This is a genomic window from Sphingobium tyrosinilyticum, assembly GCF_042654265.1.
In the GTDB taxonomy this organism is placed as follows: domain Bacteria; phylum Pseudomonadota; class Alphaproteobacteria; order Sphingomonadales; family Sphingomonadaceae; genus Sphingobium; species Sphingobium tyrosinilyticum.
This window is the reverse complement of sequence record NZ_JBHSFZ010000016.1, coordinates 38,029-50,927: the sequence shown is the minus strand read 5'-3', so window position 1 is coordinate 50,927 and position 12,899 is coordinate 38,029. Positions and strand designations below refer to the sequence as shown.

7 protein-coding genes and 1 pseudogene are annotated in these 12,899 nt (G+C 63.0%); 7 read left to right on the top strand and 1 reads right to left on the bottom strand.

What is annotated here, in order from left to right:
• Positions 1–145: 145 nt before the first annotated feature.
• Positions 146–1,996 (top strand): annotated as a pseudogene (locus ACFO3E_RS09700) (PAS domain-containing protein); the annotation flags it as partial.
• A 39-nt stretch (positions 1,997–2,035) separates the two neighbouring features.
• On the opposite strand, the gene ACFO3E_RS09695 reads toward ACFO3E_RS09700, so the two are convergent.
• Entirely contained in the window at positions 2,036–2,185 is a 150-nt protein-coding gene (locus ACFO3E_RS09695; protein WP_380804214.1) for a spore coat protein U domain-containing protein, read from the bottom strand.
• A gap of 427 nt (positions 2,186–2,612) precedes the next feature.
• Between ACFO3E_RS09695 and ACFO3E_RS09690 the strand changes: the two genes are divergently transcribed.
• From ACFO3E_RS09690 to ACFO3E_RS09665, 6 genes are read left to right on the top strand one after another with little or no spacing between them, the layout of a single operon-like run.
• The gene (locus tag ACFO3E_RS09690; RefSeq protein WP_380804211.1) at positions 2,613–2,942 is read left to right on the top strand and encodes a hypothetical protein; all 330 of its coding nucleotides are present in this window, start codon (positions 2,613–2,615) and stop codon (positions 2,940–2,942) included.
• Positions 2,942–3,679, top strand: a complete 738-nt coding sequence (locus tag ACFO3E_RS09685; RefSeq protein ID WP_380804208.1) for a cellulose synthase operon protein YhjQ/BcsQ — start codon at positions 2,942–2,944, stop codon at positions 3,677–3,679. Before ACFO3E_RS09690 ends, ACFO3E_RS09685 begins: the two co-directional genes overlap by 1 nt.
• Positions 3,679–8,013, top strand: a complete 4,335-nt coding sequence (bcsA, locus tag ACFO3E_RS09680) for a UDP-forming cellulose synthase catalytic subunit (protein WP_380804205.1) — start codon at positions 3,679–3,681, stop codon at positions 8,011–8,013. Before ACFO3E_RS09685 ends, bcsA begins: the two co-directional genes overlap by 1 nt.
• Positions 8,010–11,399, top strand: a complete 3,390-nt coding sequence (locus ACFO3E_RS09675; protein WP_380804203.1) for a cellulose synthase subunit BcsC-related outer membrane protein — start codon at positions 8,010–8,012, stop codon at positions 11,397–11,399. The genes bcsA and ACFO3E_RS09675 overlap by 4 nt, the downstream gene beginning before the upstream one ends.
• Positions 11,399–11,875 carry a cellulose biosynthesis protein BcsD gene (bcsD, locus tag ACFO3E_RS09670; RefSeq protein ID WP_380804201.1) on the top strand — a complete coding sequence of 159 codons (477 nt, stop codon included), beginning with the start codon at positions 11,399–11,401 and terminating at the stop codon, positions 11,873–11,875. Before ACFO3E_RS09675 ends, bcsD begins: the two co-directional genes overlap by 1 nt.
• A complete protein-coding gene (locus tag ACFO3E_RS09665) occupies positions 11,865–12,875 on the top strand; it encodes a family 8 glycosyl hydrolase (protein WP_066530042.1) in 1,011 nt (336 codons plus the stop codon). Before bcsD ends, ACFO3E_RS09665 begins: the two co-directional genes overlap by 11 nt.
• The last annotated feature ends 24 nt before the right edge of the window (positions 12,876–12,899 follow it).

Here is a 12,899-nt window from a genome sequence, read left to right as displayed (position 1 = left end):
ACAGCCCACCCGACCAAAGGCCTTCACTACGGCAAGGTAGAATCCCGACTGTAGTCGCCCCGTAGGCGGCTCGAGTTGAAAATTCGGGATGATTAACTATGTCCGTCCTGGGATCACCGAGTGCTCGTAACGCCGGACTGGCGCTGTGGCATCGAATCCAGCCAGCAACTCTAACAGCCAGTCGCGCCTTTTTCGGGCGCGTCATTTGCCGAGATTCGCCATTCCATTCGTGATTCACATTGTCGACGGCGACGCGAAAGTCCGGGCCGCTCTGAGCTATCTGCTTGCCGGCCGAGGGTACAGGACCGAGATCTATGCTACCTCAGAGGAGCTGCTGGCGCAGCGGCGGCTCCGCGAAGGATGCATATTGTACAGCTGGGAAATGCCCGGCCGTGGTGCAATAGATCTTGTAACCCAGCTAGAAGCGCGGGGCTGCTGCACGCCGGTTATCATGATCGGTGAAAACATTTCTGTTTCTGCTGCGATCGAGTCGTTGCGGCGGGGGGCGTTTGATTTCCTTCAGAAGCCGTACGAGGAATCCGAACTTATCGCCGCCATAGAGCGCGCGTGCGACCGATCGCGCGACGCCGCGGACCAGCGCCGGCGCAAATCCTCCGCGCGCTCGCGGGTTGCGCACTTGTCTGCCCGCAAGCGTCAAGTCCTCCAGGGCCTGCTCGCGGGGATGAGCAACAAAGTGATCGCGCAGCGCCTTGCTCTTAGTCCCCGGACGGTCGAACTCTACCGGGCCACCGCGATGGAAGAGCTCGAGGTCGGCAGCCTCGCCGAGGCGTTGCGCATGGCAATCGATGCCGAGTTGACCCCGCTGAGCGAAACCCCGGCCTCGGATCCGCCACTGGATGAGCAAGACGACGGCTCCGAACGCAGCGAGGAGCAGGTGGCGCCTGGGACAACAAACGGTGCGATCCCCGCACTGCCCCACGCAATGGAGGTCCTTGAAGGAACGACCGACTGCGTGGTCCTGCTAGACCACGAATGGCGATTTACTTATGTCAATGCCAATGCCCAACAACTGATCGCCTGTGGGCAGGAACTTGTTGGCCTTGGATTATGGGAGCGGTTTCCGCTCGCCGCTGGCACCCGCGCCTGGGATGAGCTGCACAGGGCTGTGGCAGGCCGCCGGGAGACGCGCTTCGAGTTCTATGAGCCGGACCTCCGTTCCTGGCTGGACGTAAGCGCGCGGCCCTACTCTGCGGGCATGCAGGTCTGCTTCCGCAACATCAGTCACGAAAGATACTCGAGCGCGCAGTTGCGATTGAGCGAGGAGAACCTACTCCACGTATTGGAAGCGGCAGGCGACGGAGCGTGGGACTGGGATATGCAGACCGGCGAAATAGCAATGTCTCGCGCGTTTTTGGCGCGGCTGGGCTATGGCCCCGATGCATTCTCCCAGACTTTCGATAATTTTGTCCACCTCGTCCATCCCGATGACCTGCCGATGCTGACAAGGTGCCTGAAGGACCATCTTGACGGCTGTTCCGAAAGCTTTCGGTGCGAGTACCGCCTGCGCCGAGAGGATGGCGCCTGGCTTTGGAACCTGGACCGCGGCCGCATCGTGGCCCGTCATCCGGTCACCTCGCTGCCGCTCCGCATGGTCGGCAGCGCGAGCGACATCACCCACATCAAGGCAGCTCAGCAGACCGCCGAGGAGGCATTAAAGCGACTGGAACTGGCTCAGGGGAATGCAGGGGTGGGCCTGTGGGACCTCGATCTTGCCTCTGGAGTAGTGCGCTTTTGCGAGCGCAGCCGGGCCATGCACGGGCTGGGCCCGGACTGCCCGCTCGAACTTACCGGAGAGATCTGGTCAAGTTCTGTCCACGACGCCGACCGCGAGCAGGTGGTGGCGAAGCTCAAGGACTACATCGCTTCGGGTGAGACCTATCGCATCTGCTACCGCACGGTGGGCGCCGACGACACTGTTCGCTGGGTTTTGGGGATGGGCCGGGCGGTGTCCGGCCGCGATGGCGACCCTGAGCGGTTCGTGGGGCTCAATGTCGAGATCACTGCCCTGACCGCGCTAATGAACGATGCTGACCACGATGATGTCCTGGTAGATCCCTGCGGAGACATTCTGCCGCGGGGCGACGATGCCATAGAGGGGGATGACCGCACTGCTCCCTGAAAGGGTAACCGTCGCAGAGGTCGCGGCGCCGTCACCCCAGACCATGGTGAGCTGTGCATTAGTGAACAGGTTGTAGACGAGTGCCTGCTACTGCGACGCCGGCATTCGGCGAAGCTCCCCTGCCCCGGGCTTAGGCCAACTTCGGCCGTAACCGGCTCATCGCACCGCAGGTCAATCCGTCCAACCCCCTCCAGCGGGGCGGGCGTGAACGGATCGAACTGACCAAAGTTAAGCCCCGACGACTTCGCTCACGGACAGCCTGTAGGTTGCGGCCCAACCGTCCGCGCTAACGGCAGCCTTTCTGGGCGCCGCGTTCCTGTGGATTACCAGTCGCGTTCGAATTTTTAGCCAAGGATTATTTGATCAAGATCAAGAATGCGGCCTAGTTCTTTCGACTGGACTCCTGTTAATAAAGTTATAGTAGAAACGATATATGGTGCGATCAACTTCTGATTAAGCCTAATGGGGGCCCATGCGTCGAGATGCTCGTAAGCTTCTGGAGAAGCTGAACCGAACGGACTTTGCCTATCGCGAGTTCGAGGATTCCTTTTCCGAAACCGAATTATGGCCGATTTTCGCCGCTGTATTAGGCGATCATAGCGTCGTGGGCGATGCGGCAGCGACCCTGCCCTCCGCTCGCACGGGGAAGGCGCAGGCGGCCACCGCCCCGGCATGGACGCGGGAGCAGCCATCACCGCCAGATCAGATCTTCGCCAATTATGGTGTGACGCCACTCAAGGGCGGGACGAAAAAGGGTGTCGATTTGCACGATTTCTTTAACCGATTTTCGGATCTCGACTGATGGCGGTCATCCTTTTTCAGTCCCCCAAGGGCGGGACCGGTTCGACGTTTCTGGCGGCCCAGTTGGCACTTCACCTGGCGGGCAAGGGGCATGAGGTGAATGCCCTCGATTGTACCTATCAGAATGCGCTCAAAATGCATTTTGGTTTCATGCCGCCGCAACAGGTGCCCGAACTGGACGGCGCGGCAAGCGAGCCGCTCGTCGCCTTTGGCGTCAAGCTGCTTCAAGGTCATCAATATACGCGATCACCGGCATTTCTGCGGGACGCGGCGCGGGAGTTGGACCGGCTGTTCGATCCGGGTCACGTCTGGGTTGTGGACGTCGCATCGGAAGACCGGCAGTTGCTCGAGCTGCTTACGCCCCGCTGCGCGCTGCATGTGTGCGCGCTCCTGCCGACAGCAGCCTCGCTCGCCACGCTGAATCGGCTGAGCGAAACCGCGCCCGCCATGAAGCTGGACCGCACCGTTTTCGTGCTGAATCAGCTGGATGATCGCCAGAAGCTGTCGCGGCACAGCCATAGCTTCATCCGCGATCTCTTTGGCGACCAGCTGCTCGCCACCATTCGCCGCGACGAGGCCATCAATGAAGCGCTCGCGCGGTTCGAACCGATAAGCAAAAATGCGCCAACGAGCGCCGCCTTGCAGGATCTACGCTTCTTCGCCTCCGCAGTCGAAGAACGCATCGGCCTTGCGCATGCCTTGGGAGAGGCAAACGTCACGGTATCTGGAGACGTCTAATGCGCCTTCTCCCTTTTTTAGCCCCGCAAGCCCTGCTGAGGTTTGCGGTGGGGCTCTTCGTGGCCGCCGTCATTCTGGTAGTGGTCACGGTGCCGCTCGACCTTGGTTCCCAGTGGATGTTTGCCCTCACGACCATGGCGGGCGTCCTGCTGTTCAATCGATCGCGAAATCAGCGGGCGACAATCGCCATTGGTATGCTCTCGCTCCTGGTATCGACCCGCTATCTGTTCTGGCGCACCACCCACACGCTGGAATTTGACAGCCTATCTGCCGCGCTGCTCGGGTCGGGCCTATATCTGGCGGAGCTATATGCCTGGATCATCCTGGTGCTGGGACTGCTGCAAACCAGCTGGCCGCTCGACCGGCCGGTGGTGGAAATCGAGGGCGATCCCGAAAGCTGGCCGGTCATAGACGTCTATATACCGACCTATAATGAAAGCCTGGCGATCGTCCAGAACACGGTCTTTGCGGCCATGGACATGGATTATCCCAAAGACCGCTTTCATGTCTATATTCTGGACGACGGCCGCCGCCCGGAGTTTCGCGCATTCGCACGGCAGGCGGGCTGCGGTTATTTAACGCGGGCCGACAATCTTCATGCGAAGGCGGGCAATCTTAATGCCGCGATGAAGAAGACAGATGGGCAACTGATCGCCATCTTCGATTGCGATCACGTGCCGACCCGTGCCTTCCTACAAATGACGGTGGGCTGGTTCCAGAAGGATGCGCGGCTCGCCATGTTACAGACGCCGCACCATTTCTATTCACCCGATCCGGTCCAGCGCAACCTCGGCAACGTCAAAGAACTGCCAGGCGAAGGTGACCTGTTCTACGGCGCGGTGCAAAAGGGCAACGACCTTTGGAACGCGACCTTTTTCTGCGGCTCCTGCGCCATCATCCGCCGTTCCGCCCTGGAACAGACCAACGGTTTTGCCGGCGAGACCGTGACCGAGGACGCCCATACCGCGCTCAAACTCCAGCGCATGGGCTGGAACACGGCCTATATCGGCATCCGTCTGTCGGCGGGCCTCGCCACTGAACGGCTTGTCCTGCATGTCGGCCAGCGTATCCGCTGGGCACGCGGCATGACGCAGATCATGCGGATCGACAATCCGCTGTTCGGCCCCGGCCTCAACTGGCACCAGCGGCTTTGTTATCTGAATGCGATGCTGCATTTCCAGTTTCCGCTGCCGCGCATCGTCTTCCTGACCTCGCCGCTCGCCTATCTGATCGCAGGGCAAAACATCATCCACGCCTCCGCTGCACTGATCTTCGCCTACGCGCTACCGCACCTCTTCATCTCGACCATGTCGAGCGAGCGCATCCAGGGGGGCGACCGGCGGCCGTTCTGGGGTGAGATTTACGAGACGCTGCTTGCCTTCCATCTTGTGAGGCCGACCGTCGTCACACTATTCAGTCCGCGCAAGGGCAAGTTCAACGTGACCGATAAGGGCAGTCTGCTCGACCAGACCTATTTCGATGCGACGACCGTGCGGCCGCACCTGATTATCGCCGGCCTGCTTGTCTTCGGGGTGGTGTTTGGCTTTGTGAAACTGCTCTACCCGCATCTGTTCGATGTCCAGTTCGACACTGTGCTGCTCAATACCGCCTGGGCCGTTTTTAGCCTGCTCATCCTTATTTCCGCCATCTCGGTGGCACGTGAGCAGCGGCAGGTGCGCGAGAATATCCGCATCGCCGCGCGCATGCCGGTCACCCTTTATTTCGAGGATGGCTATGTCGTCGATGGCACCACCGTTGACATTTCCCTCGGTGGGCTGGCGGCTGAACTGCCGGAGGCGTTCGCCCTCGCTGGTCGCTCGGTGACCGATGTCTCGTTGCCGATGGGGGACGAGACTCTGACCATCCCGGTCGACACTGTGCGCATGGCCGGCGGCCACGCCAAGCTGCGCTTCCAGCCGCTCGACATGGTGCGCGCCCGCCATCTGGTCCGCGCCGTCATGGGCCGCGCCGACGCTTGGCAGCCGGCCGAATCGCTCGCGCCTGTGCCCGGCTTTAAATCGATCAAGGATATTTTCAGCGTGGACATCGATACCATCATCGACATATGGCGCCTGCCGCGCCGCCGAAAGAAGGCAATGCGCGCAATGGCCGCCGCCGCGGTGGCGGGTGCGCTCGCACCGACGTCCGCCAATGCGGCGCCTGCTCCCGTGTCCCTCAGCGCGCCAGCCAAAGCGGCACCGGTGTCCAGCGTGGGCGGCCGGCAGCAGCGGTTGCTGCTCAAGGACCTACAGGTCAGGAACCCGATCCGCCTGGCCGGCACCCGCGGCGAATATGGCATCCCGTTCGGCTTGCGTAGTAATCAGGTGGTGACCAACGCGTCGCTGACACTTGCCTTCAACTTCTCGCCGGCCTTGCTCGGAGATCTCAGTCAGATCGTCGTTCTGTTGAACGGAGAAGTGGTGAGCGCGCTACCGCTGCGTCCGTCCGACGGAACAGGCCAGAACATCACTATCCCGATCAACCCGGCCCTCTTCTTGCCAGGCGACAATTCGCTCAACCTGCGCTTCGTGGGCCATTATACCCGCGACTGCGAGGACCCCTTCCACAGCTCGCTCTGGGCCAATGTCAGCAACACGCGCTCGGCCCTGAATATCACGACGCAAACGCTACCGTTGCGGCCGGACCTGGCCCGGCTGCCTGCGCCCTTCTTTGACCGTAATGACAATCTGGCGCTGAAACTGCCCTTCGTCTTCGCCGCCAAGCCGACCAATGGCGAGCTGCAGGCGGCGGCGAGCACGGCCTCCTGGTTCGGGGGCATGGCAAGCTACCGCGGTTATGCCTTCAAACCGATTTACGGACAGATCCCCGCGGGCAATGCCGTACTGTTCACGACGCCGGGCCGCCGGATCGCGGGCATCACAACGCCATCGGGACCGGCCGTCACTATCGTCACCAATCCGGTGGACAGCGAAGGCCAGTTGCTGATCGTCAGCGGCAGTAATGAAAAGGAATTGAAGCAGGCTGCCGCCGCCCTTGCCATCGGGCGCGGACTGCTAGGCGGGGCGAGTGCCTCACTCGAGGGAGTGCGCCTGCCGTCCTATCCCGCCTATTCGGCGCCGCGCTGGCTGCGGACCGACCGCCCGGTGCGGCTGGGCGAAATCGCGCCACGCTATTCGCTTCAGGGCACCGGCCTTCCGCCGGGGCCGCTCAGCGCCGGCTTCCATGTCGCGCCCGATCTGTTCTTCTGGCCGCGGCAGGGAGCCAAGCTCGACCTGCGCTATCGCTATCCCTCCGCGCCTTGGCTCGACAAACAAAGGTCGCGCCTCGACCTGTCGATGAACGGGCAATATCTGACGACCCTGCCGCTGAGCGGCGAGCATTGGTGGGATAAGTGGATTGGCGCGGGCCGGCCCACCGCATATACGTCCAATGCCGACGTGATCCTGCCTCGCTACGACCTGTTCGGACAGAACTCGCTCGTGTTCGACTATAATCTTTTGGTGCAGTCGAAACAGCGGTGCGAAGGCATGCTACCGGACAATGTTCGCGTCGCGATCCTGCCGCAAAGCACGATCGACCTCACCCATGCCTATCATGCGCTGCACATGCCGGATCTTGCCACTTTTGCGGGCGGGGGATATCCCTTCACCGTGCGGCCCGACATGGCGGAAACCGTCGCGTTGCTACCTGCTGACCCAACGCCAGCGGTGGTCGAAACCTTCCTGAACGTCATGGGTCGCTTTGGTGATGCGACCGGTGCGCCCGCCATCCGATTGACCGTCACCCGGTCGATTAACGCCGCGGAGCTGGAGGGGAAGGATATTCTCGTCATCGGCCCGGTGCAGATGGCTCAGTCGGAGTCGCTCTTTTCCGGAGCACCGGTCTTCTATCAGGACGGCCGGCTCCGCGTTACGGAGCGCACCCCGGTCGAACGCCTGTTCGACTTCTTCTCCCCCTATGACCGCAGCGATGCGGGGACGGTCGACGGGTTCTTTTCCGGATCGGACAGCTTCAACGGCATTGTCGGTTTCCAGTCCCCCTTCGACGCCGGCCGCAGCGTCGTGGCGCTGCTGGCGAGCGACCCCGAAGCGCTGCCGGCCCTGGTTGGCGGCCTTAACGACACGAAGATCAACGCCCAGGTGCAGGGCGACCTTTCAGTTGTCGACGGGGAGGGTATGACCAGCTTCGCGGTCGGCAACGGCTACTGGGTCGGATCCCTGCCCATCTGGATGAAGATTGCCTATTGGATGAGCCAGCGGCCCATCCTAATGGCGCTGGGCGGCCTGCTGGTTGCCTTCCTTGTCTCCGCGCCTGTCTCCCTGCTGTTCAAGCGGCAGGAAGAAAAGCGCCTGGAAGCGGTGAAACAGTCATGAAGAAGTTGAACAATCTGGCGCTGCCGCTGCTGGCCCTGGTGCTCGCTCCCGTTGCGGCGCATGCCGAAGTGCCCGGCGTCGCCCCGCTGCTCAAGCAGGCGCGGTATTGGCAGTCCAAGGGACGGGGAGATCTGGCGCGGCAGGCCTATAATCGTGTGCTGACCATCGACCCCGCCAATGCGGAAGCAAGGCGCGGCCTGGCCGGGGCCAGGCCCGCCGCGGCGCCGAAGCCCCAGGTACCCACGCCGTCACCCACGCCCAAGGCCGCAGCCCGCCCGGCCGCGCAATCGGGCCTCCCCCCGGCTGGACGCACCACGGCTGTCCGTGCAGCACGCGCAGACCGGGGCGGCGACGCCCGCGCAGCGGGCTTCCGTGCTTTGGAGGCAGGGCAGCTCGGTAATGCGGCCGCGCGCTTTCGCACCGCGCTTGCGGCCAATCCCAATGACGCCGATGCGCTCGGCGGCATGGGTATCGTGCGCCTGCGCAAATCGGAATTCGAACAGGCGCGTGACCTGCTCTCCCGCGCGTCGCGCGCTGGATCCGCCGGCAAATGGGCGGAAGCGCTTGCGTCGGCGCGCTTCTATGCCGATCTCGACTCAGCGCGCGCGGCCCGCGACAAGGGCGACCTGCCACAGGCTGAGCGACTGGCGGCGTCGCTGGTCCAATCCGATATCCGTGACAAGGGTCCCGCAATATCTATGCTGGCCAGTGTCTATGAACGGCAGGGCCGCTATAACGAGGCGGCCGATCTATACCGGCAACTAGGCAAGGGAGGTGCAAGCGCCGCCACTGCTCAGGCGAGCGCGATCCGCAACGAGGCGCGCGCCGCGCTGGACGCGGGAGATACGGGCCGGGCGGAACAGTTGCTCCGGGCGGCAATGGGCAACTCTCCCGACGATCCCTGGATCGCTTATGATCTGGCTGGGCTGCTCCAGCAGCAGGGCCGGGCGGCGGAACAGGACGCGTTGGTGCGTCAGCTGGCCTATTCAAGCAAGGCGGAGTCGCTTTACGCGGCGGCGCTGATCCTCGACCGGGCGGGCCGGACCGGCGACGCCCAAGCTGTGGTCGCGCGCATCCCTGAAGGGCAGCGTACGGCCGAGATGCGTGATTTCGCCGCCGGCTTGGGCGTCGCGGCGACGATCGCGCAGGCAAGGGCCAGCGCCTCGAGGGGCGCGCAGGGACAGGGGCTGGCGATGCTGCGGCAGGCTTCGGAGACGCGGGGGCTTCCGGCCGACCGGCTAGGCGCGCTGGCGCAGGCGGCTCTGGATCTGGGCGACGCGCGAGGCGCATCGCAGCTTGCCATCCAGGCGCTGGATGCGCCCGCCAATGATCCGGGCGCCTTTGACAATGCCGTGCGCGTACTGGCCACCACGGGGCAGGACGGACTTGCCATGAGCGCAGTACAAAAGGCCGCAACGCTAGCCGGACCTGCCATGTCCGGGCAGCGAGCGTTGGGCAATCTCAAGGCGACGCTGGCCGCCTCTCAGGCCGACTGGATGCGGCAGGCGGGGCAGTATGCGCCGGCCTTCGATCTGTTGCAGGGCGTGTGGAACGAAGCTCCGGGCAATGTGGAAATCCTCTCCGCTCTCGGACGGCTCTATCAATCGGGCGGTCTGAACGCGCAGGCGGCCCAGACCTTCCGCATGGTGCTGGCGCAAAAGCCCAATGATCGTGATGCGATGGTCGGACTGATCGACACGGCGACGGCCGCAGGCGACTACGACAGCGCACGTGCCACCGTTCAGCAGGCGATACAGGCGCACCCGGCCGACTATCGCGTCTATATGGCCGCGGGCCGCATGGCGCGCGCCCGCGGCAATGACAGCGAGGCGTCGCGCTATCTCAAGACTGCGCGCGCACTCTACATGCGCGAAACCGGCATGGCACCTGGCGCCGTCATGGCGAACGGCAATCCGTTCGCGGCGGCGCCCCAGTCTGCCAACCCCTTCCGGGCAATGGCGGCGCCGCAGCCGGTCAATCCTTTCACCTTGAGCGGCAACAGCGCACCCATCGCTGCACCCATGAGCTTCGTGCCACAAGGGCCAAGCGCACCCTCTTATCCAACTGGCTATGGGGCTGCCGCCTACGCCAGCGGCGGCGGAATGCCGGCTCCGGCGTACACGCCACCGCCCCCGGAGGGCTTCGCCGCGTCCTCGGCCTTAGCCCCCCTACCCGCTCAGCCTTACGGCTATTCGGCCTATGGGAGCGTCGGGAGCGTGCCGGCAGATCCCGTCCTTTCGGAAATCGACCAGCAGTTGCAGGAGAGCGCCGGCGACAGCGGTCCGCGCGTCGACGTCGACACCGGCTACCGCTCCCGTTCAGGCGAAACCGGCCTCAGCAAGTTACGTGAAATGACCGGCAGCGCGCAGTTGTCGACCCATGTCGCGGCAGGCAGGATCGGCGTCAAGGCGACTGCCGTGGTCCTGGATTCCGGCCGGCCGGCCGGATCGGGCCTCGCCCGCTTCGGTACCAACGCCACGCCTGAAGCGCAGGGTATAGTGGATGAGCAGCCTTCCCAGCTCACCAACGCCGACACCCAGCATGAGAGCGGCGTCGGCATCACCGCCAGCTATGTCAGCAAGCTGCTCACGGTAGAGGCTGGCACCACTCCGCTGGGCTTTCCCAAGGAGCATCTGACCGGGAAGATCGAGGTCACGCCGCGCCTGTTTGCCAACGCCTCTGCCCGCCTCTGGGCCGATCGCAAGCCGGTCACCGACAGCCTGGTCGCCTATGCCGGCACCAAAGATCCGCGTAGCGGCGCCTTTTGGGGTGCGGTGATGAAAAGCGGGGGCGGTCTGTCACTCTCGTACGACCGGAACGGCAACGGTGTCTATGCCGACGGCTCCTATTATCATTATGACGGCACAGCCGTCCGTGACAATCAGAGCATGGAAATCAACGCGGGGGGCTATCTTCGCGCCTGGCAGGATACGCGTTCCAACATAACTGTCGGCTTCAACGTTAATTATCAGAATTACGACAATAACCAGAACTACTTTACCTATGGCCATGGCGGCTATTTCAGTCCGCAGAGCTTCCTGAGTGTCAATTTCCCGATCCGTTATTCCTCGATCAATGGACCGCTCAGCATTCAGGCTAGCGTGGCGCCGGGCTATCAAAGCTACGACCAGCAGGGCGACGCTCTCTATCCCACAGAAGCGGACGCTCAGGGCGTGCTCGATTATCTCAAGAGCGTGAACAGTGACGTGCGCGCCCGCTACGACAGCCTCAGCCGGACAGGCTTCGGGCTGCAGGCGGGCGGCTCACTTTTCTATCAGGTCAGCCCGAACACAAGGCTGGGCGGAGAACTGAATATCAATACTTTTGGTCCATATAAGGAGTTCAAATCGCTCATTGGGCTGAGACAGACCATCGGAGATAATTGATGCTGTTCGTCAAATCTTTCCCCGTCGCGGAGGGGCAGGATATGGCCCTGCTCGGCCATGACCGCGAGGCGATTGCCCGCTTCGCCAGCCTGCTGCTGACGGAGATTGCCGCCACCGCGACGGACGAACAGATGAGCGGCTTTTTCTTGTCAATCGGCAAGCGGCTGGCCGCCAGCTACCCGACGGGTAATGTGCGAGAACTGGAAAGGCTGACGCAGCACGCCAATCTCGTTTGGCAGGCCTTTAACTGGGGACATGTGCGCTTCGACATGGACGATGAGGGGATCGACATCTTCCATGAGGATCTGCCGAGGAGCCTGGAGGGGGACGCGCAGGGCCTATGGAGCCGCGCCGCCCCCCTGATCCTAAAGGGGGCTTATGACGCCTGGTTTCGCCAGGTCGGTGGCGGCGATCGGCTCTCGACCAGCATTCAGCGTCGTGAAGCCGGGCGTGTTGAACTGCGCCATGGGATTTGAACGGCGCACTGTCCTGACCGCCCTCGCCTTTGCGCTCACCACCGGGTGCGCGCGCGCCAAGTCGCCCGCAAGGTCGATACCTGACACGGCGCGTTGGCTGGATTATAAGCGCCGCTTCCTCCTCCCGGAGGGTCGGATCGTCGACACTGGCAATGGCGGCGTCAGCCATAGCGAAGGACAGGGCTATGGCATGCTGCTGGCACAGGCGGCGAACGATGCCACGGCGTTCGACGCAATGGCGCGCTGGACCCGCGGCGCTCTGATGCGGAAGGATGTCGCGCTCCACAGCTGGCGCTTTGTTCCGGGTCAGGCTAACCCGGTCGCTGATCTCAACAATGCTACCGACGGTGACCTGCTGATCGCATGGGCGCTGCTATTGGCGGGCCACCGTTGGGGGAAGGCTGATTACCTCCAGCAATCCGCCGACATCAGCAGCGCGATTACGCAAAAACTGATCGTTTCACGGCACGGCTTCACGCTGCTGCTTCCGGGGCTGGAGGGCTTTGCAAAAAGCGATCGGGTAGTCATCAACCCCTCTTACTATGTCTGGCCCGCCATCGACGCCCTCTCGCGGCAGGACCCGCGCCCGTGGAAGCGGGTCAGCGCTGATGGGGTGAGGATCATGAAAGTCGCTCGATTCGGCACGAACGCCCTGCCGACCGACTGGCTTGACATCAAGGGCGAGGGCATTGTGGAGCCGGCTGAAGGCCGCGATCCCGTCTTCGGGTTTGAAGGCATTCGTATTCCGCTTTATTGCCAGATGAGCGGCCGCCGCAGCCTGTGCGATGCAATCGCGCGCTATTGGCTCTCGCTCAATCGGAGCGGCAAACCGCTGCCGGCTTGGATCAATGTCGTGACCGGAGAGACTGCGCCTTATCCTCTCTCTAGCGGCGGCAGCACCATTGCCGCACGCTTGCTCGGCCGCCCTGAGCCCCCGGCGCGGAACGATGGCGATTATTATTCCACGACCTTGGCGATGATGAACAGGGTCCCTATCTAACCCCTGCCATGTGGCGCAGTCACG